This is a genomic window from Pseudoalteromonas sp. T1lg76, assembly GCF_002964725.1.
GTDB lineage: Bacteria > Pseudomonadota > Gammaproteobacteria > Enterobacterales > Alteromonadaceae > Pseudoalteromonas.
Map to the genome: position 1 here is coordinate 1 of NZ_PQCE01000014.1, position 26,011 is coordinate 26,011.

At 48.9% G+C, this 26,011-nt stretch carries 22 protein-coding genes and 1 riboswitch; of the genes, 10 read left to right on the forward strand and 12 right to left on the reverse strand.

The features are described from left to right. Positions 1–230 precede the first annotated feature (230 nt). From C2M35_RS06290 to C2M35_RS06305, 4 genes are all read right to left on the reverse strand, one after another. Positions 231–791 (reverse strand): DUF922 domain-containing protein, encoded by a 561-nt coding sequence (locus C2M35_RS06290; protein WP_158677926.1) that lies wholly within the window; start codon positions 789–791, stop codon positions 231–233. Between the two features lie 110 nt (positions 792–901). Continuing rightward, positions 902–1,315, reverse strand: coding sequence for a GFA family protein (locus tag C2M35_RS06295; protein WP_105199858.1), 414 nt, complete (start codon positions 1,313–1,315; stop codon positions 902–904). A 231-nt stretch (positions 1,316–1,546) separates the two neighbouring features. Continuing rightward, a complete protein-coding gene (locus C2M35_RS06300; RefSeq protein WP_105264869.1) occupies positions 1,547–4,237 on the reverse strand; it encodes an insulinase family protein in 2,691 nt (896 codons plus the stop codon). A gap of 154 nt (positions 4,238–4,391) precedes the next feature. Continuing rightward, positions 4,392–5,102 carry a hypothetical protein gene (locus C2M35_RS06305; protein WP_105264870.1) on the reverse strand — a complete coding sequence of 237 codons (711 nt, stop codon included), beginning with the start codon at positions 5,100–5,102 and terminating at the stop codon, positions 4,392–4,394. 549 nt (positions 5,103–5,651) lie between these two features. Between C2M35_RS06305 and sbcB the strand changes: the two genes are divergently transcribed. Beyond that, complete coding sequence (gene sbcB / locus C2M35_RS06310) at positions 5,652–7,097, forward strand: exodeoxyribonuclease I (protein WP_105264871.1); 1,446 nt, start codon at positions 5,652–5,654, stop codon at positions 7,095–7,097. A 31-nt stretch (positions 7,098–7,128) separates the two neighbouring features. Here sbcB and C2M35_RS06315 read toward each other — a convergent pair whose 3' ends face one another. Next, entirely contained in the window at positions 7,129–8,013 is an 885-nt protein-coding gene (locus C2M35_RS06315) for an NAD(P)-dependent oxidoreductase (RefSeq protein ID WP_105264872.1), read from the reverse strand. A gap of 95 nt (positions 8,014–8,108) precedes the next feature. Here C2M35_RS06315 and C2M35_RS06320 point away from each other — a divergent pair, with 95 nt between their 5' ends. Next, positions 8,109–8,621: a glutathione peroxidase gene (locus tag C2M35_RS06320; RefSeq protein ID WP_105199854.1), complete on the forward strand. Its 513-nt coding sequence runs from the start codon at positions 8,109–8,111 to the stop codon at positions 8,619–8,621. After that, complete coding sequence (locus C2M35_RS06325) at positions 8,587–9,567, forward strand: 2-hydroxyacid dehydrogenase (RefSeq protein ID WP_105264873.1); 981 nt, start codon at positions 8,587–8,589, stop codon at positions 9,565–9,567. The genes C2M35_RS06320 and C2M35_RS06325 overlap by 35 nt, the downstream gene beginning before the upstream one ends. 79 nt (positions 9,568–9,646) lie before the next feature. On the opposite strand, the gene C2M35_RS06330 is transcribed toward C2M35_RS06325, so the two are convergent. Then, the gene (locus tag C2M35_RS06330) at positions 9,647–10,969 is read right to left on the reverse strand and encodes a sodium-dependent transporter (RefSeq protein ID WP_105199852.1); all 1,323 of its coding nucleotides are present in this window, start codon (positions 10,967–10,969) and stop codon (positions 9,647–9,649) included. 92 nt (positions 10,970–11,061) lie between these two features. On the opposite strand from C2M35_RS06330, the gene C2M35_RS06335 reads away from it, so the two are divergent. Further along, the gene (locus tag C2M35_RS06335) at positions 11,062–11,766 is read left to right on the forward strand and encodes a 4'-phosphopantetheinyl transferase family protein (protein WP_105264874.1); all 705 of its coding nucleotides are present in this window, start codon (positions 11,062–11,064) and stop codon (positions 11,764–11,766) included. Here C2M35_RS06335 and lysC read toward each other — a convergent pair. From lysC to nhaD, 3 genes are all read right to left on the reverse strand, one after another. After that, a complete protein-coding gene (gene lysC, locus C2M35_RS06340; RefSeq protein ID WP_105213574.1) occupies positions 11,735–13,099 on the reverse strand; it encodes a lysine-sensitive aspartokinase 3 in 1,365 nt (454 codons plus the stop codon). The genes C2M35_RS06335 and lysC overlap by 32 nt on opposite strands. Positions 13,100–13,178: 79 nt before the next feature. Then, positions 13,179–13,351: riboswitch (Lysine riboswitch) on the reverse strand. A 242-nt stretch (positions 13,352–13,593) separates the two neighbouring features. Further along, a complete protein-coding gene (locus C2M35_RS06345; RefSeq protein WP_105259240.1) occupies positions 13,594–14,592 on the reverse strand; it encodes a 2-dehydropantoate 2-reductase in 999 nt (332 codons plus the stop codon). 189 nt (positions 14,593–14,781) lie between these two features. Next, a complete protein-coding gene (gene nhaD, locus C2M35_RS06350; protein ID WP_105199849.1) occupies positions 14,782–16,029 on the reverse strand; it encodes a sodium:proton antiporter NhaD in 1,248 nt (415 codons plus the stop codon). Between the two features lie 329 nt (positions 16,030–16,358). Here nhaD and C2M35_RS06355 point away from each other — a divergent pair, with 329 nt between their 5' ends. Genes C2M35_RS06355 through C2M35_RS06365 form a run of 3 tightly spaced genes read left to right on the forward strand, consistent with a single transcriptional unit; the run spans position 16,359 to position 20,980 of the window. Then, positions 16,359–17,639 (forward strand): hypothetical protein, encoded by a 1,281-nt coding sequence (locus C2M35_RS06355; RefSeq protein WP_105264875.1) that lies wholly within the window; start codon positions 16,359–16,361, stop codon positions 17,637–17,639. Continuing rightward, positions 17,636–18,190 (forward strand): condensin complex protein MksE, encoded by a 555-nt coding sequence (locus C2M35_RS06360; protein ID WP_105199847.1) that lies wholly within the window; start codon positions 17,636–17,638, stop codon positions 18,188–18,190. The genes C2M35_RS06355 and C2M35_RS06360 overlap by 4 nt, the downstream gene beginning before the upstream one ends. Continuing rightward, a complete protein-coding gene (locus C2M35_RS06365; RefSeq protein WP_105264876.1) occupies positions 18,191–20,980 on the forward strand; it encodes an ATPase in 2,790 nt (929 codons plus the stop codon). It begins immediately after the preceding gene. 60 nt (positions 20,981–21,040) lie between these two features. Here the strand turns inward: C2M35_RS06365 and C2M35_RS06370 are convergent, their stop codons facing one another. After that, the gene (locus tag C2M35_RS06370) at positions 21,041–21,394 is read right to left on the reverse strand and encodes a DUF1428 domain-containing protein (RefSeq protein WP_105264877.1); all 354 of its coding nucleotides are present in this window, start codon (positions 21,392–21,394) and stop codon (positions 21,041–21,043) included. A 265-nt stretch (positions 21,395–21,659) separates the two neighbouring features. Here C2M35_RS06370 and C2M35_RS06375 point away from each other — a divergent pair, with 265 nt between their 5' ends. From C2M35_RS06375 to C2M35_RS06385, 3 genes are all read left to right on the forward strand, one after another. Continuing rightward, a complete protein-coding gene (locus C2M35_RS06375; RefSeq protein ID WP_105264878.1) occupies positions 21,660–22,043 on the forward strand; it encodes a VOC family protein in 384 nt (127 codons plus the stop codon). A 40-nt stretch (positions 22,044–22,083) separates the two neighbouring features. Then, on the forward strand, positions 22,084–22,440 hold the full coding sequence (locus C2M35_RS06380) for a hypothetical protein (protein WP_105264879.1): 357 nt from the start codon (positions 22,084–22,086) through the stop codon (positions 22,438–22,440). Positions 22,441–22,574: 134 nt separating this feature from the next. Continuing rightward, a complete protein-coding gene (locus C2M35_RS06385; RefSeq protein WP_105264880.1) occupies positions 22,575–23,108 on the forward strand; it encodes a cytochrome b in 534 nt (177 codons plus the stop codon). 46 nt (positions 23,109–23,154) lie between these two features. On the opposite strand, the gene secF is transcribed toward C2M35_RS06385, so the two are convergent. Next, a complete protein-coding gene (gene secF, locus C2M35_RS06390) occupies positions 23,155–24,054 on the reverse strand; it encodes a protein translocase subunit SecF (protein ID WP_105264881.1) in 900 nt (299 codons plus the stop codon). Next, on the reverse strand, positions 24,044–25,882 hold the full coding sequence (secD, locus tag C2M35_RS06395; RefSeq protein WP_105264907.1) for a protein translocase subunit SecD: 1,839 nt from the start codon (positions 25,880–25,882) through the stop codon (positions 24,044–24,046). The genes secF and secD overlap by 11 nt, the downstream gene beginning before the upstream one ends. Between the last annotated feature and the right edge of the window lie 129 nt (positions 25,883–26,011).

Consider the following 26,011-nt stretch of genomic DNA (forward strand, 5'->3'; position numbering starts at 1 on the left):
ACTCGCTATGAACATAGGCGAGCAAGACCGAAGCAATGCTTCGCAGCTTAGCGAGGTGAGCGCATGGATGCGCGATGTAACCAAGCTTCACGGATGAATTAAACCACATAAATCAGTGATGACATTCATCAGAATGCGTTTAGATTGAACATAAAGTAAACCGCAAAGATAAACAGACCCTAGATAAAAAGGGCGTAGAGAGCGCCTAGAAAAGGAGTTCATGCCTTAAGCTAGTTTAAATGATCCACCAGCCAGGCATTTTCGGTGCGCCCAAACTCAGTTTCTTGTTGCAATTGCCGCAGCGCTAAACTCAATTCACCTTGCACCTGCTCACCAATTCGCTGCGCTTGCTTTTTCAAGATGCGGCAATTACCTATCTGAGGCAGTGCCGCCAATTTTTGGTCGAGACGCTCGGCGGCGGCGATGATCATCAAGCCCTGCTTACGTTGATATTCGGCCAGATGCGGATACCAGCGCGACCAAAGTTGCTTTACCGCTTCACTGTAGCTATCGAGCCTGGGTAAGGTGTATTCAATTTCCACCGTCGTTGTTAACTTCTCCACTTGGCACTGACGAGTCCGGCCATTAAATAAAAACTCCCAGCCAATCTGATGCTGGATATGACCATGCTCTACCTTACCATCACGCTTAACCGGGGACGCGGCATCCAAAGTATTCAGTAACTCACCAAGCACATCGGCGTAAACGGGATAATTTTGTGTACTCTGCCTGACATCAAGTTTGCCGTAGGCTGGCAGAGATAAAAACATAACTACAAGAATAAGACGCACACTACTTCCTAGGTCACGGCCACTGCATACGACCGCAACACCATTCTTTATGCTAAAAAATTAGGGAAGCTTATATCATTGTTACATAACAGAATAATGACAGTATTCAGTTAGTTGCTCTCTTTGGGCGGATATTCCTCATAACCCGGTAACAAGGCAATGTATTGCTGCCACCCTTGTTGGCGCGAAGTAAAAATATGGGCATTGGGCTGGGGCAGCTCACCATTGTCGACACTGCCGGCGGGCACCATCACCACTCCCCGCTCCTCCACAAGCAAAGGCAATGATGAACCACATACGCTGCAAAAACACTTTTCATGGCGGCTGTCGTCAACACGATAACGAGTCAATAAATGTTCGCCACGTAACCAATCAAGCTGGGCCGCATCCATAAAAACGATGGCACCATGAGCCGAGCCTGTGCTTTTTTGGCAGCGGTGACAATGGCAAAGATAAAAACCGCACACCTCACCGCTGACGCTGTAGCTGGCGCCACCACATAGGCAGCTTCCGTGTAATTCCATAAATATCTCCTGGTTAATTATTATTCACGTCCTAGCAAAGTGTAGCCCATGGTTTGCGGGTGTGAGAGGCTATGTAATAATGACGAAAAAGATAAGTAACATGTAGGGTTAGATGATTGCATCTAGAGTTACATGCAGAGCCCGGCGATAGCTCCTAGAGATAATAAACCTAAGTTTTTAGTGCCTAGGTTTTAGGTTCAATTTGCTGCTGGCGCTGAAATCATAATTAGCTTAATTCACAGTAACCTTAATTCTTGCTGCCTTTTGTTCAAAGATAAGGCTCTGATACAGGGCAAGGAATCTAGCCTGATCGAGTAAAGCCAATTGCTGAGCTATTTCTTCTCGAGCGGCAAAGCCACCGATAACTTCCTCATTCAGCACAGCTTGATGTTTATGCACATTAGCAAAGGGGGTTAACAGCGCGGTACGCACCGAGGCTCTCATCTTGTTGAAATCACCTTCATCCATGTTCTTTAGGCTCTCATGATAACCTGCCAAGAACACGGAAGTTTCGCTGCAAAGCTGTTTAGAATCATAATTTGGTGACTGTACCTGGAAGGATAAAAACGGTCCTCCCCACCCTTTTATTAGTTCAGCAGAAACAAAGTAACCAAGCTGCTTTTTACTGCGCAGTTCGTTATAAAAATCTTTACGTATTATGGCGCTCAATAGGTACGCAAAGGCAGGATTATCCCGTAAATCAACGGTAAGGGCACAAACGCCATCATCATAACTGCTATTTAAACGATGACTTGTTTTTAGTTCGAGTTTTGGTGAAAGAGCTTTAAACTCCTTGGGCTCTAACGAGCTGGTATTGAAGTACCGAGCCAGGTGTTTCTGGTTAAAGTCACCAATTAGCACCGCTCTAAGTTTATAGTTTGCTGGCTGCAAATGATGCCACTGGGTGTAGTCGTCAAAAGTAACACGGCGCAAATAATCCAGCGAGCCGTTGGTAAGGGAAAACCGCGCTTTCACTACATCCTGTATGCGCCTTCTGACTCTGGACTCCAGGCTCCCTTGCAAAATACCGTCAACTGCAGCCAAGCTTGCTTCCCTGGCGCGGTTAAATTCAGGCTGTGACACTTCATTACTGTAGACTTGGTGCAAAATGGTGTTAATGATCTTTTCAAAATGCACTGAATTACCTGATACATCTATTTTGTAGCCTTGAGATGTTGCGCTGATCCTCACTTTATAGCCCGCGCTTTGGGCATGATAGAGAAAGTCGCTTAATTCAAACATGAGCGCTTTGGTCTTGATAACCCTGTTCAGGTAGGACGCCTCATCAGCTTCCAAATCTTCGCGAAATGCAAAAATACTCAAAGAAGAAATGACCTCAGCCTGATGTGAACCACTCTCAACCCATATATCTAAATCATGCCCCTGAAAGTAGCGTTTTTCAGATAACGTCGACTCGGGTCGAGCTGGGGTTTCACTGTACTCGGGATTAAGAAAGGGATTGGCCTGTGGCAGCGAATAAGCTGTTTTATTCTCAAGGTCGTTCTTTATAAGCTTTATATTTTTGAGCTTATATTGGAGTTTATAGATAGGCGATATCTTGTCTGTATTCGCCTCGGGAGATGTTTTAACAATCAAAGCATTCTCCGTGGATAAGAACCCCTTAAATTTATTGATGTCATCCGAGGTAACATACTGCGGTTTGTAGAGTTTTGACTCATCTATCCACGCATTTACGGGAAGATAGAACATCCTTTCGTTAATCAAAGACGCTCTGTCGCCCGGTTCAATATCCAATTCTTGGCGAGCACTCAGTTGTGCTTGATATTTCAATTCCAGAAAATACCGCAAAAGCTCTTCAGAGTGTTGTAGGTAAGCAATATAGGTAAATAGCTCGTTGACGATTAAATCAGTATTCTGTAAGCCTTTGTCAGTCAACTTTAAATACACATCAAGCAGACCGTAGTCAGCGTCACCCAATAAATTCACGTTAAGCGAAGTGATCAAGCCCTGATCATACAGGTGCTGATACAAAGAGCCTTGGGTTTCTGTTCCTAGATAGTTGAGGACTAACTGGTTAACTTTGTTTTTTTCATAAAAATACTTAGACGGGATTGGAAATAAAACATCTAAAGATTTCGATGTTCCTCTGGATTTCACATTAACTAAATTCAGTTTTGGGCGCTCCCAGACCAAGCCCTTATCTGATCTATTGTTTGCAAGCCCTTTTCTAATTATCGAAAGCTCCTCTAGCGCTACCCTCTCAAGCTCCGCTATTTGCTGGTTGGAATAAAGCACCACCTTTATATTGGTACCAACATAGTACGTTTGATGAAAGTTAACTAACTCTTGTTGTAGGTTGTCTGGGAATTTATCAAATATGCTTTTATTACCAACATCAAACTTAGCGGCAGTATGACCTTCTTTCATTCTTCCCTTGATGACTTCAAGGGTGCCACGCCACTCATCCATCGATTTCCCCGAAAACTCGTCATCCACAGCCTTTATTACCGTTGTCATGATGCTGTCATTGATAATCGGGTTTTCAATTGCATCGGCGAGTCTATTTACCGCCGACTCAAACTCGCTGTTATTAACTTGAAAGTGGTATCGGGTGTGATCCGTTCTTGTTGAACCGTTTGACCAACCATTGTGCTTTTTAAAGTAATGATTGAATGAACCTAGTTGAGGATATTCTTTGCTCCCTAAGAGTACGGCGTGCTCTAGCAAATGCGCAAGCCCAGCTAGATGTTCGGGATCATCACCCGAACCCGCTTGAACTATCAAAGATGCAGCCGAGACAGGCGCCACAGGATCTGAGATTAAATAGACTTCAACACCGTTAGCCAAAGTGAGTTGTTTATAACTTTCTTCGGCAAAAGCCGGCCCTGAAAGATATAGTGCGATAAGGAGGAAAACGACAAACAAACCTTTATTCGCTTTAACATTGTGTATCCCTGTCATCCTTGAAACTTCCTAAATCTCTTATTGTCACTTCGCTTGCTAAAGGCTTACCTGGCGCTATCCAGCTAACCGAGGGTAAGGCTCTAAGTTAACTAGAATTATTATATTGGGAATGGGTGCCTTACTTACTAGCCTAGCTGGTAATAATTGACATTTAACGTATTAAAATATTTGACTCTGTAATTGGTGTCACTATTACGCCATAGAAAGTTCCATTTTCCTCAAGAATTCTCAGTACACCGCCATGCGTATTGTTATTAAATGAATCTGAAGATGAAAGTTCAGATAATGCGGTCTTTACTGACGACTTGTCTCTGGACTCGAACATAACACCGCAGATCATATCTGAGCATTGCATATCATTAATAAATATACCGTCAGCTTCGGTAGCGTAATTTACAATTTCTTGATTAAGATTTTCCATAACATCCACCGAACGAGCTTGGGTCATTGTGTTAGGCAAGCTAGATATAAACCAAGATAACTGCTCTCTATCCATTGAGTCGATGGGAGCCGAGTCCATGTAGAGTTTTCCATCCGCTTCAGTAATCAATTCATCAAAACTATCAAGACTAGGCTTAACTTGGTCTTTGGTTTGAATGTCGTTATCTTCTGGCTTTAGCTGGTGTTGTTCCTCGCTATTTACTTTTTGAAGCGTCGATAAACTGCCATCCTGAGTATCTTCGATTAAAAGCTCTGAGCTCCTGGCATTATCTTTATGAGTCGATTGCATATTTGAACTTAAATCCTGTTCAACAATATTCAAAGCAACCGGCGGCTGTTCATTGAAATCAAAAGCGATTAAAAACACTAATGCAACTAATAAAAGTGAAGCTAGAATAACGGCTGGTGTTTTACGGTTCATTAATACTTCCTTATATGAAATGAGAAAACATGATAATACAGCGTAACTTATCATGTATCTTTTTAAGAGCGGCTTATTCTATCTTGTCCGCTTCTTCAATAAGCATTCCTACTTTACGCCCAATGCGTCTGTGACATTTCCATCACCGTCCACACCACATGCATTCTGACACTTAAATGTTCCATTGCTTGTTGGTAGCAATAATGCCGACAGTTAATAAGATACTTTTATAATTTTCATCATTATCTACTTGATAATCAGCGTTTAACATTTCAACATATCAATTTATTGTCAATAGACATCATTGATAAAGTTAATACTTTGACGGTTTTTTATTGCGTTTAACTGTAATCCCACCAATCCAGAGTTGCTTCACTAATTTGTATGCGGCAGGCATATTATGAGTCGCTGATAATATCACTGCTTGCTAATCCCACCGCCAAGCACAACTCCACACTTTGTGACTATGACTTGCTATGTAATAATGACGGAAATCATAAGTAACATGCAGTTACGCGGTTACAGACAAGTTAGGCTAAAGGATCGACAATGGCGCATAACGGCGACGAGCAGAGCACAATCTACTGGCACGACTATGAGACTTGGGGGGCGAACCCGCAAAAAGACAGGCCGAGCCAGTTTGCCGGTATTCGTACCGATCTCGATCTGAATATTATCGGCGAGCCGCTGATTGAATACTGTCGTCCGGCGCCGGATTATTTACCTCATCCCGAGGCCTGCCTGGTCACAGGCATTACCCCGCAACATGCGCTGCGCCACGGCCTGAGCGAGGCGGAGTTTATTGCCAAGATCCACGAAGAATTCAGCCAGCCCAACACCTGTGTGGCCGGTTATAACAGTATTCGTTTCGATGATGAGGTCACTCGCTACACCCTGTATCGTAACTTCTACGACCCCTATGCAAGAGAGTGGCAAAACGGCAATAGTCGCTGGGACATTATTGATTTGGTGCGCGCCTGCTATGCGCTACGCCCTGAGGGTATTAACTGGCCGCGTAAGGAAGACGGCAGCGTCAGCTTTCGCCTAGAAGAACTCACCAAGGCCAACGGCATAGAGCACGCCGATGCCCACGATGCCTTAAGTGATGTTAAGGCCACCATTGCCCTAGCCAAGCTGGTTAAAGAGCGCCAGCCCAAGCTATACCACTTCTTTTTCGGCCTGCGCCATAAAAAAGCGCTGTTGCAGATGGTGGACGTATTCAATATGACGCCCCTAGTGCATACCTCGTCGCGTATTCCGGCAACGCAGGGCTGCACCACCTGGATTTCGCCCATGAGCTTTCATCCGAGCAACAAAAACGCCGTGGTCTGCTTTAACCTGACGCAAGATCCGCAGCCCTTGCTCGATTTATCCGTCGAACAGCTGCGCGAGTACCTTTATACCCGCCGTGACGAGCTGCCCGAAGGTCAGGCGCCCATTGGCTTAAAACTGGTGCATGTAAACAAGTGCCCTATTCTCGCGCCGGCAAAAACCCTGTTGCCGGAAAACGCCGAACGTCTGGGCATAGACAGAGAGCAATGCCTGGAGCATTTGAAGTTTTTAAAGGCGCATCCGGAGTTGCGTGACAAGGTGGCCGAGGTATTTAATGAAAGCCGTGAATTTGCCGCCACCACCAATGTGGATTATCAGCTATACAGTGGCTTTATCAGCAATGGCGATAAGGCCAAGTTCGATGTGATCCGCAGCACCTCACCGCTGGAGCTGGGGAACCTGGAGCTGGACTTTGAAGACCCGAAATTCGCCACCATGCTGTTTCGTTATCGCGCCCGTAACTGGCCGGAAAGTCTGACCCCAGCGGAGCTGGATTCATGGCGTAAATACTGCCAGAACAAACTAATGCACGGAGAAGACAGCCCGTCTATTAATGCTCAGGACTTTATGCTCAGCCTTGAAAATCTGGTGCATGAAAACGAGAGCAATGAGCGCAATATGGCGGTACTCAAAGCCCTGTATCATTACGCCCAAAGCCTGTAAAAAACGGCCTGGGCGCAAGAGCAAACCCAGCTTAGTCGCTAGGGTTTAGCTTCTCCAAGCGCGCCAACAGGCTGGAGGTGTCGTAACGATTACCGCCGATGGCCTGTACATCGCCATAATATTGGTCAACCAAGGCCGTCAGCGCCAGGGTCGCGCCATTGTTACGCGCCTCATCCAGGGCGATGCCCAAGTCTTTGCGCATCCAGTCAACGGCAAAGCCAAACTCGTATTCACCCTGCAACATGGTCTTGTAGCGGTTTTCCATCTGCCAAGAGCCTGCCGCGCCTTTAGAAATGGTCTCCACTACTTTTTCACCGTCTAAGCCGGCTTTTTTGGCAAAGTGTAAACCTTCGGCCAGACCCTGAACCACACCGGCGATACAGATCTGATTGACCATTTTACATAGCTGGCCACTGCCGATGGGACCGAGCAATTCGCTAAAACGGCTAAACGGTGCCATCACCGGCTGCACCGCGGCAAACGCTTCAGGCTCGCCGCCACACATCACGGTCAATACACCGTTTTCGGCGCCCGCTTGACCACCGGAAACCGGTGCATCGATAAAGGCCACCTGCTTTTCTTTGGCCGCTTCACCTAATTCACGGGCCAATAGCGCCGAAGTGGTAGTGTGATCGATTAAATAGCTGCCCGGCGCCATGGTCGCAAGGGCACCATCATCACCGTAAATCACGCTACGCACATCATCGTCATTGCCCACACACACGAATACAAATTCGGCGTCGCTGGCTGCCTGTGCGGGTGTTGCCGCACTGCGTCCACCGTATTGCTCAACCCATTTTTGCGCTTTTTCGGCGCTGCGGTTATACACGCAAACATCGTATCCCGCTTGTTGTAAGTGACCCGCCATGGGATAGCCCATAACCCCTAGACCGATAAAGGTACATTTTTTTGACATATTTCTGACCTATTTGCCTGCTAGCCTCGAAAAAACGCACACAGTATATCAAAGGCAAAGGCTAAAAACGTCTGGTTTTAGCAAGGGAGCACTCAATGGATAGTATTTACCATTTCAACGCCACACTTATCGACGGCCAACCCTATTCATTCAAACAATTACAAGGACGTGTGGTGCTGATCGTCAACACCGCCAGCAGCTGTAACTTCACCCACCAGTACGGCGCACTGGAGCGCGTGTATCAAGACTATAAACATCAGGGGCTGGTTATTCTTGGCTTCCCCTGCAATCAATTTGGGCGTCATGAAATTGCCGATAACGCCACCATAAAGCAATTTTGTGAAAACACCTTTAATGTGAGCTTTCCTCTGTTTAGCAAAGTGATGGTCAATGGTCCGGACGCCCACCCTCTGTTTAACTACCTTAAAGAGCATACCCGTGGTATAGCCCAAAATCGGGCAATAAAATGGAATTTCACTAAATTTCTCATAAACTCTCAAGGACAGCTGGTAAATCGTTACGCACCACGCACCAAGCCCGATACACTTAGATCGGTAATAGAGAGTCAACTCGATGAAATTAGCCCTATTCAGCTCGCAAAGGTATGAACAAACTGCATTTAATGAACTCTGCCCAACAGATGTCGATATCCAATATTTCGATGTCAGCCTTAATGCCCATACCTGCTCCCTCAGCAAAGGCTTTGATGCCGTTTGTGTATTCGTCAACGACACCTTAAGCGCTGAGGTCATAGCCAGGCTGGCCGATTATGGTGTCGGCCTAATTTTACTGCGCTGTGCCGGTTTTAATAATGTCGATTTGGCGGCGGCGAAAAAGCACAAGATTACCGTAGCCCGGGTGCCCGCCTACAGCCCGGAGGCCGTGGCCGAGCACTCCATCGCGCTGATCTTAACTCTGTCGCGTAAAATTCATAAGGCCTATAACCGGGTGCGGGAGGAGAACTTTGACCTCAACGGCCTGCTTGGCTTTAACCTGCACAATAAAACCGTGGGTCTTATCGGCTGCGGTAAAATCGGCCAGGCCATGGTGAGGATTTTAAACGGCTTTGGCGCCAAGGTATTGGTATGCGACCCGGCCGCCCCTACAGGTGCCTTTACCCTAGTGCAGCAAAGCGAGCTGCTGGCCAACAGCGATATTATCAGCCTGCACTGCCCACTCAACGAGCAAACCCATCATATAATCGATAAGTCCGCCCTGGCAGCAATGAAGCCCGGCGTCATGCTGATCAACACAGGACGCGGCGCCTTGCTCGATAGCAAGGCCTGTATCGGCGCCCTAAAAAGCGGAAAACTCGGTTATTTGGGTTTAGATGTGTATGAGCAGGAATCTGAATTGTTTTTTAAAGACAGATCGGAAGAAATTCTTCAAGACGATGTGTTTGCCCGCCTGCTCACCTTTAAGAATGTGTTGATCACTGGCCATCAGGGCTTTTTTACCCAGGAAGCGCTGGCACAGATAGTGGAAACCACTTACTTTAACCTCAGCCAATTCGCCAAGGGCGAGGCCCTGACCAATCAGGTACTCGATATGTAGGCCTTAAGCTTTTCAGCAGGCACAAAAAAAAGGGATATGACAGCATATCCCTTTTTTCGTTCTAGTTGGCTTTGTAGGATTATTTCAGCGCTACATTAATAAACACGGCGGTCATCAAAATTGGGCACACCAAACGGATATACCACAACAGGGCTTTAATGCCCGGATGGTTCGACTCAGCCAGTTTATTGCCGCGGCTCCACACCCAGCCCAGGGTAAGGAAGTAGAACAAGCCCATCAGTGGCAACTGGTACTGGGTAAAGACCTGGATCACCAAGCCAAACAGCCAGTCAAAGTTCATAATGATGGTGCCTGAGGCTATGGCCACCACTAAGGTCACCAAGGCGGTCGCGCGCTTGCGGTCCATATCATGATTTTCAACCAAAAAGGCCACCGGGATCTCGGTCGAAGAAATGGTTGAGGTTACAGACGCGATAGACATCAGCACGAAAAACGCTAAAGCTATCACTAGGCCCATGGCGCCCATGGCCTCAAACAACTGCGGCAAGACCGCAAAGATAAGCTGGCCTTCGCCGATCAGCTTACCGTTGGCAAAAACTTCAACGCCGTTATGGCTGGCCACAAAAATAGCTGGAACAATCAACAAACCGGCTAAAAACGCCACCGAGGTGTCGAGTGCGGCCACGCTTAAGGTTAATTTGCCAAGGTTAGCGCCGGGCTTAAGGTAGGAGCCGTAAATCATCATACAGCCCACACCTAGCGACAGGGAGAAAAACGCCTGTCCCATGGCGGCAATAATTAAGTCCGCATCCCAGACTTTATCAAAGTCGGGCTTAAGATAATGGGCAAAGCCTTCGGCCGCCCCATCAAGGGAGCCAATATAGAAGATCAGCCCCACCAAGAGCACCAGCAATAAGGGCATAAGGCGTCGCGACCAGGCCTCAATGCCGGACTTCACCCCTTGCAAAATAATGCTGGCGGTCAGCAGCAGCATCAAGGGTGTAAAGACCAGATTACGAGTCAGGGAGTCATTGCTTAGAAATTCGGCGACCTTAGGCAGGTCCAGCATTTGCGCTATCGGTGCCAAGGCATGGGCCAGCATCCAACCGGCAACGATAGAATAGAAGCTCAGCATCACCACGGCGCCGCCAAGGCCAAGATAACCGGCGCCGGCACCGAGTTTTGGAGCCTTGGTATGCCAGGCACGTTTAAGCGCCTGCACCGGGTTGGCTTGCGCCGCATAGCCCAAATATAACTCGGTAAAGAGCGCCGGCAATGCCAGGGCAAAAATTACGATAAAGTAAACAAGTAGGAAGGCTCCGCCTCCGTGGTTTGCAGCTTGAGTTGGAAATCCCCATATATTTCCTAAACCCACTGCGGCGCCGGCAGCCGCCAGCACAAATCCTATGCGACTTTGAAAGCCGTCACGATTATTCGTCATTCTTATTGATATCTGTTATTGTTTTGCCGCTATTAAACCACACTTACCATTAACAAAGTAGTCGCCGCCAACCATATCGGACCATTCATCCCATGTTTAATGCAGCTTATCGCTTTCCCGCATTACCAAAGGCCACGCCATCTGTGCCGATATCGGAAAAAGTCTTACTGAGTCTCAGTGCCGCCATTGAGCTCGATGAAGCCCATCTGCACCCAGGTGAACTCGAGGTGCTCAACAGGCGTAAACAACCCCAGGCCAAGCGCGAATACCTAAGTAGCCGCTATTTTATCAAGACCCTGGCACAGCGCCTCTTTCCTCAATACGCGCAGGCGCCACTGACAAGTTGGCAGAGTGTGTTTAACGAACAGGAACGAGCCCTGCAGCTGTTTATCGACGGGCAGTTATTGGATATTAATGTGGTGATCAGTCACTCCCACGGCCATATTGCCGTGGCCATAACTCAGGGCCAGCAATCTTTATTGGGCGTGGATATCGAAAAGCGAGATGCAAACCGGCGCTTTGAAAAGCTGGCGGCACATTTTTACCCTGAGGTGGAAGCGCGGGATATAGGCAATAACGTCGATACTTTTTTTCGAGTGTGGACGTTAAAAGAAGCCTATGCCAAGGCCGCTAAACAAAGTATCAGTACGCTGCTTAGCCAGCCTATACTACCCTTGCTTGAACGCTGCCCGGCACAGGTTTATTGTCAGCAATGGCGGCAATTTGATCTTAGTTTGATCACCGCCAAAACCGAGGTAGAAGTGATCAGGCTTGCTCCAGCAGCTGCTGGTGAATAGCCTGCACCACCTGATCCGATTGTCCTTGCTCTACCAAGAAGCACAGGTTGTGCTTTGAAGCGCCATGACAGATCAGGCGAATATCAAAGCCGCTCAGCACCCGCATTAGATTTAGCTCGCTTTGGCGCAGCTGAATCTCAGAGCCAATTAGGGCCACCAAGGCAAGATTGGTTTCCACGCTGACATGACAAAACTCACCTAAACGCTCCAGCGCTTCCTGATCAAGCTCGGGGCGACTGGCGTTCGGCGCATTATCCAGGGTAACAGCAACGCTGATCTCGGAAGTCGTGACCAGATCAACAGAAATTTTATATTCGCTGAGGATAGTAAACACCCGCGCCAAGAAACCACTGGCCAAGAGCATTTCCGGGCTTTTCAGCGTCAATAGCAGCTGGTTCTTGCGCTGAGTCACGGCCCGTACGCCGGCGATCAATTCACTACTGGGCACCTTCTCAATCCAGGTACCACCCCCTTGCGGGTCCTGGCTGGAGCCCACAAATACGCCAATACCGCTGCGCGCAGCCGGTAAAATAGTCGCCGGGTGTAATACCTTGGCGCCGAAGGTTGCCATTTCCGCGGCCTCGTCAAAGGTCAGGTGGGCAATCGGCTTGGCCTTATTACACAAACGCGGATCTGTGCTGTATATACCTATTACATCGGTCCAAATATGAATATTACTGGCACCACAGGCCTCCGCCAACAGGGCCGCACTGTAGTCCGAGCCGCCACGGCCTAAGGTGGTGGTTTCACCGTATTCATCTGAGCCAATAAAGCCCTGAGTCACCACCACCTGCTCGCTAAGCAGTGGCACCAACTCAGCCTGAGCCCTAATTCGAGTTTGGGTGATATCCGGTTGCGCCTTACCAAACTGGCTGTCGGTTTTAAGTACCGAGCGCACGTCAAAGCGACTTGAGGCCACGCCTTTATCACGCAGCACCTGGGTAAATAAATACGAAGATAAACGCTCGCCGAAACTAAGCAACTCATCGCGCTGGACATTGGTTAGTGGCACGTTTTGCGTAGAGTGCGAGGCGCTGTGTTTAAAATCATTGAGGGTAGTATCGAAGCCATGGGCAAGATCCGCATCCAGACTCAGGCACTCAATAATATTGAGCTGGATGGCAATAACACCATCAATATGCGCTTGGCGCTCTTCATTGCTAAGCCCAGTTTGACACAAGGCCACCAGATGATTGGTAACCCCGGCGCTGGCACTAACAACCACGATGCGCACGTGTGAGTCGGCAGCAATAATATCGGCGCAACGGCTCATCGCTGCATGATCGGCTACTGAGGTGCCGCCGAATTTGGCGACGGTAAATTCCTGATTCATTTTCTCTCCGAGATGAAAAATAGCTTATTTTTCAAATACAATCAGGAGAACTTGGCAAGACTAAAAGAAAGGTATGTCCATTGCCAGAAGCCCTCCACCCAAACAGGTGACAGTTCCGAGGATTCAGCCTCAAGAACCGAAAGCCATTGTGACGAGCAATGTACTTCCTCGGCGATAGTCTCCCTCATAAACGGTCGTTGGCCTACGTCTGCCTCGCGTCTACTACCTAGCTATCGCACCTCTTCTGCTACAGATTTACGGCATGATCCGCAAACCCGAGCTAGGAATTTAACGTTTGGATGGCTGGATGTCAATCACCCTTAGGTCGAGCATGGGCACTTAATTTTTGCTTATACCAATTCTGTTAAGTATGTGATCAGAGATAGCGCTGGATAAATGATATGATCACAAGGCGGAATTTTTATTATGTAGTTATTCTACATCGAAAAATTCCAACACAGTGAGCATGATATTTAGCCCGCTAGAATGATTAGCTATTTAAGTGAATTGGTATTCCTGGCCAGCAGCAAATCGCCAAGCTTAACAACACCGCCCCGCTCTAACTTTTCAATACAGGCAACAATGGCCGAATTTACGGGGGTGGCTACCCCGTGGCGCTGACCAAGTGCGACCACGGCGCCGTTGAGATAGGCGATTTCCGTTTTGCGTCCCGCCTGAATATCTTCCCACATGGACGAGCGCGCCTTGGGGTCGATATCCAACATGGCCGAGGCAAGGCGCCTAAATAACCAATTGGGTAAGCTCAACACACGGGGCACTAAGGCAGGTTTAACCTTGGTAAATTGCGCCAGCTCAATGTTCATGGCCTTACATACCGCCAGCCATTCCTTCATGGCCGCCGCCAACACCCTTCTTAGGGCTTTATTTTCCAGCTCCTGCTTGATGGGCATATCCGCCACCGCATTAAGGGCGTTATTAAGGTTTAACAGCAGCTTGCCGTAGATCACTGGCGTCATCTGCGCCTTTAATTCGCAGTTAAAGCCGTGCTCACGCAAAGTCTTGGCGATATGCTCCGTGCCTGGGGTTTTAGCAAATACAAATTCGCCCTCGGTGCCCTTATGAAAATGCGCGCCCTGTTGCAATACGTTAAACGGGGTAATGCCAAACACACAGGTGCGCTCCGCTAGCCTATCTTGGATTGCCTCAAAGCTACCTAGGCCATTTTGCATAAAGACCAGCTCGGAAGACTTATGGGTTATAGCCAGCAGTTGGGGCAGTGCCTGGGGCAATTGATGGCACTTCAAAGTGACAAAAACCACATCAAACAGCTGCTCGCCAGGCTCGGTGATAAGCTCATCCGGCATCACAGTTTTATCCAGCCCCTGGTAGTCACTGATATGAATGCCGCCATTAGCAATAATGGCGTCTTTAATCCGTGCCCGGCATATCAGGGATACATCAAGCTGTGCCGCGCTTAATAACGCGCCCAAATAACACCCCGTTGAACCGGCACCAAAAACCGCAATACGCATAAGTCACCTTTATTAACCTGGTCAATAAGTTACCTAATACGTTAATAGTGCTGTAAGTTTAAGCTCGCGGCAATGGTCGATAGAATTTTAATTGTACTAATGTGTGTGAGCAACGGCAGTAAACAAACAAAAAGACCACCTGGGTTTAAGCCCAGATGGTCTTTAAAGAAAATGCGGATGCTGTCGCCGTTACACGAATGAACCCATGTAGAAAGCGCCCACATAACCCACAGAATAAGCTATCAAAAGATAGAAGCTATTACGCAGGTAGCTACCGAAGGTTAAATCGCGCACCTTGCTCATGGCGATAATACCCGCCGCCGAACCTATTACTAACATGGAGCCACCTACACCGGTCGCATAGGTAAATGCAAGCCAGTTTTGCGTATCCATATGAATATCGGCTTTAAGCAGTGCCGCGGTTAAAGGTACGTTATCGACCGCTGCCGACAGTAGACCCATCAGGTAGTTGGCCTGACTTGGCGCTAACACCTCATACAGATGAGTAAACTGGGCCAGCACGCCCACTTCTTTTAGAGCGCCAACCAGTAACAATACACCCACGAAGAACAACAAGGTGTCGTACTCAATCTCACGGATATAGTCGATGATCTGCTTGTTTACGTCCTTTTTGCGCATCAAGAATTGCGCCGTTAGGAACATCAGCGATAGACCGAATAAAAACGTCAACAGGGGCGGAATTTGAAACAGCACACTCATGGTCAGGGTGCCGACGATTGTCGAAAGAAAAATAGCCGCTATGGTAATGTCGGTTTTTTCTATGGGTTTGCGCTCGCCTAGAGAAAAGGTCACCGTGCCGCGCATCTTCATCGATAACAAGGTCGCCAGCACCAGTACGCTAAAGGCTGCTGGAGCAATCAATAACAACAGATTGCCTATGGTCACCTTGTCGGCCAAGAAGATCATCAAGGTGGTTACGTCACCTGTGATCAGCGACACGCCGCCGGAGTTAACCGCAAAGATAATCAAGGTCGCGTATTTTACCAGCTTGCGGCCATCAAGTTTCAACGACATCACGACAGCCAGCGATACTAAGGTCGCGGTAATATTGTCGGAAATCGATGAGAATAAAAACGCAAAACCAGCAATAAGGAACATCAGCTTGCGCTCGCTAATCTTACTTGGCAGTACCCTTTGTACCAAATTTTGAATGAACCCTTTAGAGTTGAGATAGGCAACAAAGGTCATAGCCGCCATTAAAAACAGCCACAAGGTCGCTATTTCTAAAATGTTCTCATTAAGTTCATCTTTGATATGATCAAGGGAATGACCGTGAAGGGGCGAGATGAAGAGGATAATCCAGCACAAAGTGCCGAAAAAAAGCGTGGTTTTAGCCTTATTTACATGGATGACGTCTTCCACAACAATAAGCACAAACGCCACGGCAATGAGCGTCAAGATGAGCGCACTGACCATTTTGAGTATTATTCCTTGCGACAAGCGATTTAAAAAAGTACGGCTAAGTTTATTGGTGGTACAAATTACACCCAGATGTACAAATAACAAACTTAGCGATACCATGGGTTAATTGCAGACAATTACAGTCTGCAAGCGGCGCGAATTCTAACATTCATATGCCCAAGGAGCTATTACCAATTCGTTGTAAGTGACAATTTCTTTACATATTTTTTGTCAACCAAATACAACGCTTTTCGTAAAGATAATGTAACAGTGAAAAGCTATTTTCCCCTTTTGTACCTTTAGTTATAATCCCTGCCTATTGCCAAGCACAAAGAAACAACATAATGATAATAGCGAAACGCGTGCTCAATACGCTGACTGAGCTATGGCCGGTGCTTGAGACCCTGATGAAACGTTTCAAAATGGGCGACTTTAGCATCAAGGAAGTGCAAAGCATCATAAAGCGGCACTTTCCTCATTATTCCGGCGCTCAGATTTACAAAGAAACCAACCGCCTGCTTAGCCAAGACATTCTTGTTCCCTTAGCAAAATCATCGCAATTGGAAATCAACCGTGCGGTGAGTGATTTTGCCGCCTACTTATTGCAAGATGAAAGCTTGGGCGTGGCCGCTGAAATTCATGTTTTAGTGGACGACTTAGAGCGCTTAAGCGCTAAGCTCACCAAGGCGGTCGGTGATGATGATTACGGTGATATCAGTCGCTACACCCGGATTATGGATGAACGGGTACGTAAAATCGTCAAACTCTACCAGCACAATGAAAACGCCATTTACAATCTGGTTGAGCAAGCCAAGGCCAATGGTTCAAGCATGTCTCTGAGCAAGCGTTATAAGGCGGTGATTGAAGCCTTTGACGAATACATAGAACCCATGCTGGAAATGCTCGATATCAGCGGTGCCTTTCAAATTTGCTTCGACACCATTGAGCTGAGCCTTACCGAACACCTGTTGCACCTAAAACAAAGCGGCCGCGACGCCAATACCATTCGCATGTTGGAACAGCTGCGCACCCGCATCCTCGATATGCACCATATTGGCCGCGAAAGTCTGCGCCAAAGTGCCGACATGCTGATGCCACTGCGCGAAGAGTTAAGACAAAACACCCTAGTCACCCGCCAGGCCGCCAAGATACTGGGGCTTATTCGTAAGCGCGGTTTGGATAGCGTGATGAGCGCCCATCAGCCGTTTTTTGCCAGCGAGCCCATGCATCACCAACTCGGCAGTAATGCACAATTAGTGGCCTATATGGCCGGGCTAAGCGAGTTTGAAGAGCATGACTTTGAAATGCCCGACGCCAGCGCTGCCGAGCCCTATCGCGCCCCAAATATTCCCAGCTTCAGAGATGTTCGCGCCCTGTTTAAACCCGCCAAGGGCAACAGCAAAGCCCGTAAGCAGCAGCTTATTGATGTGCTCGATACCCATTATCCTGAGCTGGAGTCCGACGAGCTGTTATACCTGTATCAAAAACTGATTAACGATCCCTCGCTGACCCTGAGTCAAAGCGAACGGCTTGAAACTAAAACCATCGCCGGCAAGCGCTTTGCCTTGTATCCCTTTATCGATGCCAGTGATGCGACAACAACAAAAAGTAGCGAAGAATTATGACCAACATAGACTTAACCCAGCTTACCCAGCTGCACTACATCAATAAAAAACTGGTCAGCGGCTATCATATCAGCGAGCAGGACAACCTTGCCTGGCAGGAGCTCGACCAACAACAAGAGCAATACGCCGCCCTCTTTAGTGCCCTAGGTCACACCCTGGTGCACGATGCCCGTGGTTTTTTCCATTTTGCCACAGATGAAGGCACCGCCAACATGGGTAAGATCTCCCGAGCCATTGCGCTCTTTATCTATACCCTGATCGAGCACTACGCCAACCAGGGCCAGGATCCCATGCGCGCGCTGTTCGACAAAGACGTCGACCTGGAGCTGTGTCAGGAGCTGGTGTTACACAACAAGGTGCTCTATGACCAGTTGGAGATCTTCTCCGGCACCGACTTACGCAAGGATGTGCTGATGCGCATGGTGCGCCTGGGAATGGCCAAGGCCAAAGACAAGGAAAGCGTGTTTCGTTTACTCGCCCCCATTCACCGCTATCTCGATGCCCTGTTAGAAGTAAATGAAGACGCGCTTGAAAGCGCCGAGGAGCTATAAATGCAGCAATTACACGGTCTGAGTAAACTAGCCCTGTTAAATACCGCTGGCTATGCCAAATGCGTGATCCCGCTGGATAAAAGCAGCTCTATTTGCGCGCCAAACAACACGGGTAAAAGCTCGGTAATAAACGCCCTGCAGTTTCCCCTTATCAATGACTTGCGCCTGACCGAATGGGATGGCCATGATTTAGAAGAAACCCGCAAATTCTATTTTAATTCCGACCAGTCCTATATCTTGCTTGAGGCCGACCTGCCCCATGGCAAGGTGGTCATAGGTGTGGCGGGCCTTGGCAAAATAGCCGGCTTTGCCCATCAGTTCTTTTGTTATAACGGCGCGCTGAACCTCGATGACTTTACCGATAACAAGCGCATCGTCAAATACACCCGCTTGTTCAATCATCTTAAGGGCAAGGGCTTTAGCCCCATCGAACTCAAGGCGCAGGAACTCAATGCCTTATTGATAGGCGGCGCAACGCCGTTCGATGGCGACATCAACCTGCGCATGATCCCGCTCAATAATGTCAGCGACGCCGCCACCTATAAAGAAATCTTCCGTCGCATGCTTAACCTGCACAAGCTCGGCGCCAGCGATGTAAAACGCTTTATGATGCGTGTGTTTGAGCGCCATATGTCCAACGCTAACGTCGACTTTTATGAGGTCTGGCAGCGGGCATTCGACAAGGTTAATCGCGCCCGTCGTGAACTCAATGCCTTGGAAACCATGCAAGAGCCCATCGCCGCGCTGGAAAGTATGTTGGAGCACCAAAGTGCCCTAAAAGGCAAGTTAGGTGCCTATGCGCCGAAAATCGACTTGGCCCTGGCAGAGTTCGATACCTTTTATGAGGATCAGCACGCCACCTTGGCCGAGCAGCTTGAAGAAATCTCTCAGGAGAAGGAAGAATTCGAGCAAAAGCAGCGCCTCTACGTGCAACAATCACGGGATATTGAGCGCAAGCTCACCGAGCTGGCGGCCTGGTTTAACGATTTCGACGCCCTGCATACTGAGTTTGAGCTGACCAACAGCGCCACCTTGCAAAGCGAGCTAAAAGCGCTTAAACAAGAGTATGAAGCCCTGTCCCACTCGCTTAAAAGCGCCGAGGGCCAGAGCCTGCATACCCTGGATTTTCGTATTAAAGAGACGCAAAAGCAGATCAAGAGCCTGAAACTTCAGCTGAAAAACCTGGAGTACAACCTCTTTACCCGCATGCGCGAGGACTTATCGCTCAAAGAAGTGGAAGAAATTTCGCGCATCCTTAACCCGGATCTGCTGTCTTTTGCCACCAGCAATGGCGGCGAGATCAACATTGAAGACGAAGATGCCTTTGGCGCATTTTTATCCGAGCTAAGCCAGGCCGTGCGCGGCGGTGAGCTGGTGGTACCGGGCGCGACCATCTCCCTGAAGAAGCTGCCGGTAGTACAGATGCAAAGCGGCGCCGATAAGGCGCAACTAAGCGAGCAGCTGGCATCCCTTGAGCGCTCACTGAACGACCTCAAGGCCCAGCGTGACGTTGCCGCCGATGTCGCCGGTAAACAGGCCGAGCGCGATGCTCTGTATGAGCAACTTATGGCCCAGGAAGCGGCGCTAAAACGCTTTGAGCAATACCAGGTGATGCAACGATCCTGTGATGCCCAACAGGCCTTGCAGGAAAGCCTTAATGGTGAGCAGGAAGAAGTGGATGCCCATCTCAGTGAAGTGCAACAAAATGCCGCAGGTATCGCCGATCGCCGCGCCATTATTAACTCCAAAAAAGAGGCGTTGGAGCGTCAAAAAGCCCGCTTGCAACAGGTTAAGAACGAGCGCTTGGATCACACCCTGGACTTTATCAGCGGTAAGGTAACCCCCTACCTTATCGATATCACCTTTGATCTTGATGCCCTGGCCGATACCATTCACGGCTTTAACAAGGATTGTCAGGAGCTGCGCAACTTCGATATCAATGTGCGCAACACCTATTTGCATATCTACAACGCCGGGATCACCAAATTTGATAACGAAAGCGACGAGCTGAGCAAATACCAAAAGCTGATCAGCGCCTATCACAACCTGGACAACGAGCGCGAGGCGGTCAATCGCCAGGCTCGGGTGGCATTGACCGATGTGGCCGCCACCATTAAGGGGCTGCGCCAGGACTTAAACCGCTTAACATCGGAAATGCGCCTGTTTAATCAGGGGATCAGCGAGCACCAGATCTCAAACCTCAAAGGCTTTAAGATTGAGGTGGTGCCAAGAAAAATGTTGGTGCAAAGCATAGATACTATCCTTGCTACCTCAGATCTTTATGAGCAAGGGGATAGCCTGGATTTATTGGCGGAGCAGCATGTACACGAAAGTGAGGTGAATGAGGCCAAAGATCAATTGATTAAGCTCGCTTCCGACAAGGCGGGACTGACGCTGACCGATCTTTTTGATATCCGCTTTGAGGTGGTTAACCGCGCTGGCGACACCGAGTATTTCGATAAAATCGACTCGGCCGGTTCAAACGGTACCCGTATTACCATCAAGCTGTTATGCGGCATGTTGTTTATTCGCCATCTGCTTTCGGATAAAGAGAAAAGCCAGTACCGAGTGCCCCTGTATATTGATGAGGCCGCCGATATCGACCCGCAAAACCAGCAGGCTATTATCGAAACCGCGTTAAGCTTCGGTTTTGTGCCCATCTTTGCCTCGGTTAAACCGCAGATCAGCTGTGACTATATAGTTCCTATTCGTACCTTGGGCGATGGCAAGCAAAACTGGGTAGATGAAAAAGACTGGATCCGCGTGGAAAACGAAGAGCTGGTTTCTTGATTTGATCACATAACAAAGGGGCGCCTGCCCCTTTGTTATTTATAGCTCAATAGCATTCCATTACTCATCAAGCAAGGTATCAAAACCACCGTAAATCATCCGCTTACCATCAAACGGCATGGGGTTAAGCTGCTCCTGGCAACTGGGGTCCTGCATAAAGTCTGCCCAGCCCTGATCACGCACTTCTTTTGACGGCCAGTGGATCCAGGAAAACACCACGGTTTCATCGTCTTTGCATTGCACCGCCATGGGGAAAGATGTCAGTTTGCCATCGGGTACATCACTGCCCCAATTTTCCACCACACGATCGGCACCATACTTTTTAAAAAACACCGCAGCCTTTGCCGCATGTTCACGATACTCTTCGCGTTTTTCCGTAGGCACAGCACAGACAAAACCATCTACATAACTCATGTTTATCCTCCTTGGTGCAGCTCGCACCTTTACATTTTTATTAGGATTAACCTATAGCGGACAAAGCCGACTGTTTCTAGCGGCCTTTTCAAGCGACATCTCCAAGCGGACGCATAAATTTCTCCCTTCATAGTATGTATGATGCTCGGCAAAACGCCGGAAAAGTTTCCTCCCCGACCGTAAAACTGATAATTCTCTACAACAAATTCAACCCCTTGCATATACTCACTCTACGATTGTGCACTAAGCCACGAAGGAGAATTAAATGATTGCCTATACCATGATAGGAGTAAGCGATTTACATAGGGCGATAGATTTCTACAAGCCATTATTTGCGCAAATGGGCATGGAAATATGTTGGCAAGGCGATACCTGCGCCTCTTTTGGCATTGTCGATGATGAGTCGGTGCCACGCTTTTTTATCGGCTACCCATTCGATGGTGGTGCCGCCAGCGTCGGCAACGGCACCATGACGGCATTTAGGCTGCAATCACCGCAGCAGGTTGTGGCCCTGCACAAGATGGCCTTGGAAAATGGCGGCAGAGATGTCGGTGAGCCGGGTTATCGACCCCAATATGGCGAGGGCTTTTATGCCGCCTATGTGCGCGATAGCGATGGTAATAAACTCGCTTTTGTTGTCTATCCTTAGTCTTAAGCAACTTAACTAAGCGATCGGGGCTTTCCCTTCAGTGCTACAGCCACTTTTTTTACTTACCTTTTTTATTGGCACCTTTATTGGCTTTCGTTTTGTCCTGGCTTATCTACGGGTGAAAGACGAAGTCAATAAAAGGGCCATTGCACTGACGATCAGTTTTTTAGCCATTCAACTCGCCTGCGGCTGGGTGAGCAACCTGCTAAATTTTGTCGAGCCCACAACCCTTATCGCTTCGGTGATCCTCTTTGCCTTTGTATTAAGAAAAGTACTGATCCTAAAGCTATGGCAAGTTATCACCATCCCCATTGTGGTATCTATGATCTCCACCCTATTTATGGCCATTACCTTTATGCTGGCCATTCGCTTGTTTGGGCCCATCGGCGTCAATTGAAACTCAACGCCTAGGAAAATATGATCCAGATCCTCTTTGCGTAAAATTTACACACATTTACGCTAAATGCTGTCGAAATTGACACAAATCTCACCCATACTGGATTTTAGTTTCGCTCAACCTGAGAATTAAATATGGATAATAAACTCTCGACCCCCACCATAGTATTGCATTGGCTTACCGGCTTGTTGTTTATCGGCGTATTGGCATTTGGCCTGTATGTTGAGGAGCTGCCCAAGGGGGATGAAAAGCTAGAGATGCTGACACTGCATAAATCCTTTGGCATTACCGTGCTTTGTTTTGCCTTTGCGCGCTTGCTCTGGCGCCTTAAAGAGGGTGAAATTACCCATGTTGCCGAGCTCAGCAAGGTGCAGGAGTTGACCGCTAAGAGCGTGCATATGGTGCTGCTGATAGGCACCTTGTTAATGCCCATCTCCGGATTAATGATGAGTATCGGCGGCGGCCATGGTGCGGCCTTATTTGGCTTCGAGCTCTATCCAAAGAGTGAAAAAATCGAATGGATGGGAAGCCTTGGGCACGATATTCATGGCCCGGCGGCCTGGTTGTTGCTTGTGACCCTGTTGGTGCATATCGCCGCGGCCATCAAACACCATTTTATCGATAAAGATAGAACCTTAAGTCGTATGCTGGGGCGTGGCAGCGACTAACTCGAAAATAAAATGGGGAGCCTAGGCTCCCCTTTTTTATACCCGCTTAGGGCTCAGCCAATTGCCTTTTGACCTCTTCGCTGTCCTTGTACAGATAATTATCACTGCTTAACCCCAGGCTTTGGGGCAAGGTGGCACTGATAAATACCGACGACCAGGTGCCCACCAGGACACCAATAAACAAGGTGATGGCAAAGCCACGCAGCGGCGCCCCCGCCATCATCCAAATACTGATAATGGTGGTTAAGGTAGTCAAGGAGGTGATCAGGGTGCGGCTCATGGAGGCAAAAATGGCCTCATTCACGCTTCTGGATACGTTTTGCTCGGGTTTAGCGCGCACTATCTCGCGCACCTTATCGCCTATGACTATGGAGTCATTGAGGGAGTATCCGATGATCGCCAAAATAGCCGCCAACACGGTTAAGGTAAATTCCACCTCAAACAAGGCTAACAGCGCCAAGGTGATAATCACATCATGGGCCAGCGCCAGGGTTGCCGCCACGCTTAAGCGCCATTCAAAACGACCAAGGAGATAAAGCATCACCGCCAGGGTAGCGAATAACAAGGCCATCATTCCCTGCTCTATCAGTTCATCGCCGGCGGCGGCACCCAAGAAGCTGTTATCAAGCACGGTTGCACCGCTGTGCACCGACCAGCTCGCCAGCCAATCACCGCTGGCGCGTCCCGCTTCGGGGGTTTGAAACACAGACCATTGCCCCGGACCACGCTCGGTTAAGCGAAATGGCCCATCAATATAGTTGCCGAGCTCTTGCTGTAACGTCTCTTGGGCGACCGACTGAGGCAGAGCAAATTCACTGACATAACCGCCGGTAAAATCCTGCCCCAAGGGCACGCCCTTAAGGGTGATGATCAACAGGCTCACTACCATAAGCACAACACTCAACCACAGGCCAAATTGGCGCACGGATTTAAAATTACTCACCATGATGGAACTCCTTGGTCGGGTGCTTAGCCGTCTCTTTCGCCCAGTTAAACAACAAATAAGAAAGGTATTTGGATACCAGTACACCGCTAAAAACGCTGGTGGCAATGCCCAGCGCCAGGGTGATGGCAAAGCCTTTGACCGGACCATAACCTACCCCCACCAGCACCAAGGCGCTGATAAAGGTGGTGAGATTGGCATCGATAATACTGCTCATGGCGTGTTGATAACCTCGCTGCAGTGCCTGCAAACGGGTGCGCCCCAGGCGTAGCTCCTCCTTGATGCGCTCAAAGATGATGACATTGGTATCCACCGCCATGCCTATGGTTAGGACCAAGCCGGCGATCCCCGGCAGCGTTAACACCACCCCGGGCAACAGCGACATCAGCCCAAGTAAACTGACGACATTAACCATCAACGCCAGGTTCGCCACCACACCTAGGCGGCGATACCAAAACAGCATAAAGCCCAGGGTCAACGCAAAGCCAAGCAATAAGGCATTAAGGCCATTACTGATATTTTGCTCGCCCAGGCTCGGACTCATGGTTTGTTCCTTGATGATGCGTATCGGCGCTTCCAAAGAACCGGCGCGCAGCACCAGGGCAAGATCCTGCGCCCGCTGCCAGGAACCCAGACCGGTAATGCTAAAACGCGTTCCCAAGGCTTCATTGATGGTGGCAATTGAGATCACCTCCTCACGTTTATGCACATTTTCATCGGCGCCTTGCACATACTCGCTGTACAAGGTGGCCATGGGCTCGCCGATATGGGCGCGCGAGAAACGATTAATTTTATCGCCGCCCTGGGATGAGAGCTGCAACTGCACCATGGGTTGACCCCACTCATCGCGTCCGGCCTGTGCTCCGGTAATATCATTGCCGGTAAATATGGCCTTGGCATCGATGGCCACTCGGTCTCCCTCTTGGGTTAACACCCGCTTGCCACCTTGCTGCTGCAAGCCGTGAAACGACAGCTGGGCGGTAGCACCTATGATACGTTTGGCCTCGGCCGGGTCTTGGACGCCGGGCAACTCAATGCGAATGCCCTGCTCGCCCTGACGCTGCACCACAGCCTCGGTGATCCCCAGCTCTTCAATGCGCTTGCGCAAGGTGGCCAGGGCCTGAGCCATGTCCTCACGGGCGAAAAGCTGCTGTTGGGCCGCAGGGTAATGCAATCTGTTATATACAAAATCCCCCTTTTGCTCACGCGTCACATGCAGTTGTGGATACAGCTGCTGCAGCTGATCTTGTAATTGCTCGCCCTGAGTCGCCGAACGCAGTGGCGAGCGCAGCACCAGGGCATGATCCCCAGTGTCTATGCTCACGCCTCGCAATCCATGGGTGCGCCGGAGGGTAGTGGCATCCGCTGCAATGGATTTAATACGCTGCGCCATGGCTTGATCGGTATCGACTTGCAAGACAAAAAGCACACCGCCACCTAAGTCCAAACCAAGTTTCATCGGCGCTAAGCCAAGACTTTGCATCCAGCTCGGTGTGGTCGCTCGTGTTTGCACCTTGACATTGGCGTCCGTTAATTGTTGTCGTAATACCCCGGCCGCCGCGGCGCTGTTATTCGGTCTTTCCAGGGTCAGCAATAACCTCTGTGCCTGGGGGTCAAAGTGGCCACCTTGTACAGGGAAACCTTGACTATCGAGCAAGCGCTCGATCTGAACCAAGGCCTGCGCTCCCTTGGGATTCTCGACAGCAATCACCTTGGTATTGGGGTATAAGTTGGGTAAGGCACTCAGTGCCAATATCACAATGAGGGCAAGGGTGGTAAATACGCCCATGCCACGCTTGGCTCGCCATAACGAACCGTTTTTATTATTCATAATCTCTACCTTACGCTTGCCAAAACAAGCGTAAAAAATTGCCATCCTTGTCAGCAGACGCGGCCTAAAACCGGTCTGTGGACAAGAAATTAAACCTTTGCTGGATACTTGAACCAGCCGCTAAATGGG

What these genes read in the sequence shown, in the direction of transcription:
- sbcB (WP_105264871.1), top strand. Translation starts at nt 5,652, where the DNA reads ATGGCGCATAACGGCGACGAGCAGAGCACAATCTACTGGCACGACTAT.
- C2M35_RS06295 (WP_105199858.1), bottom strand. Translation starts at nt 1,315, where the DNA reads ATGGAATTACACGGAAGCTGCCTATGTGGTGGCGCCAGCTACAGCGTC.
- nhaD (WP_105199849.1), bottom strand. Translation starts at nt 16,029, where the DNA reads ATGGTCAGTGCGCTCATCTTGACGCTCATTGCCGTGGCGTTTGTGCTT.
- C2M35_RS06300 (WP_105264869.1), bottom strand. Translation starts at nt 4,237, where the DNA reads ATGACAGGGATACACAATGTTAAAGCGAATAAAGGTTTGTTTGTCGTT.
- C2M35_RS06360 (WP_105199847.1), top strand. Translation starts at nt 17,636, where the DNA reads ATGACCAACATAGACTTAACCCAGCTTACCCAGCTGCACTACATCAAT.
- C2M35_RS06305 (WP_105264870.1), bottom strand. Translation starts at nt 5,102, where the DNA reads ATGAACCGTAAAACACCAGCCGTTATTCTAGCTTCACTTTTATTAGTT.
- C2M35_RS06370 (WP_105264877.1), bottom strand. Translation starts at nt 21,394, where the DNA reads ATGAGTTATGTAGATGGTTTTGTCTGTGCTGTGCCTACGGAAAAACGC.
- C2M35_RS06330 (WP_105199852.1), bottom strand. Translation starts at nt 10,969, where the DNA reads ATGACGAATAATCGTGACGGCTTTCAAAGTCGCATAGGATTTGTGCTG.
- secF (WP_105264881.1), bottom strand. Translation starts at nt 24,054, where the DNA reads ATGGTGAGTAATTTTAAATCCGTGCGCCAATTTGGCCTGTGGTTGAGT.
- C2M35_RS06355 (WP_105264875.1), top strand. Translation starts at nt 16,359, where the DNA reads ATGATAATAGCGAAACGCGTGCTCAATACGCTGACTGAGCTATGGCCG.
- C2M35_RS06385 (WP_105264880.1), top strand. Translation starts at nt 22,575, where the DNA reads ATGGATAATAAACTCTCGACCCCCACCATAGTATTGCATTGGCTTACC.
- C2M35_RS06345 (WP_105259240.1), bottom strand. Translation starts at nt 14,592, where the DNA reads ATGCGTATTGCGGTTTTTGGTGCCGGTTCAACGGGGTGTTATTTGGGC.
- C2M35_RS06375 (WP_105264878.1), top strand. Translation starts at nt 21,660, where the DNA reads ATGATTGCCTATACCATGATAGGAGTAAGCGATTTACATAGGGCGATA.
- C2M35_RS06365 (WP_105264876.1), top strand. Translation starts at nt 18,191, where the DNA reads ATGCAGCAATTACACGGTCTGAGTAAACTAGCCCTGTTAAATACCGCT.
- secD (WP_105264907.1), bottom strand. Translation starts at nt 25,882, where the DNA reads ATGAATAATAAAAACGGTTCGTTATGGCGAGCCAAGCGTGGCATGGGC.
- lysC (WP_105213574.1), bottom strand. Translation starts at nt 13,099, where the DNA reads ATGAATCAGGAATTTACCGTCGCCAAATTCGGCGGCACCTCAGTAGCC.
- C2M35_RS06320 (WP_105199854.1), top strand. Translation starts at nt 8,109, where the DNA reads ATGGATAGTATTTACCATTTCAACGCCACACTTATCGACGGCCAACCC.
- C2M35_RS06315 (WP_105264872.1), bottom strand. Translation starts at nt 8,013, where the DNA reads ATGTCAAAAAAATGTACCTTTATCGGTCTAGGGGTTATGGGCTATCCC.
- C2M35_RS06325 (WP_105264873.1), top strand. Translation starts at nt 8,587, where the DNA reads ATGAAATTAGCCCTATTCAGCTCGCAAAGGTATGAACAAACTGCATTT.
- C2M35_RS06335 (WP_105264874.1), top strand. Translation starts at nt 11,062, where the DNA reads ATGTTTAATGCAGCTTATCGCTTTCCCGCATTACCAAAGGCCACGCCA.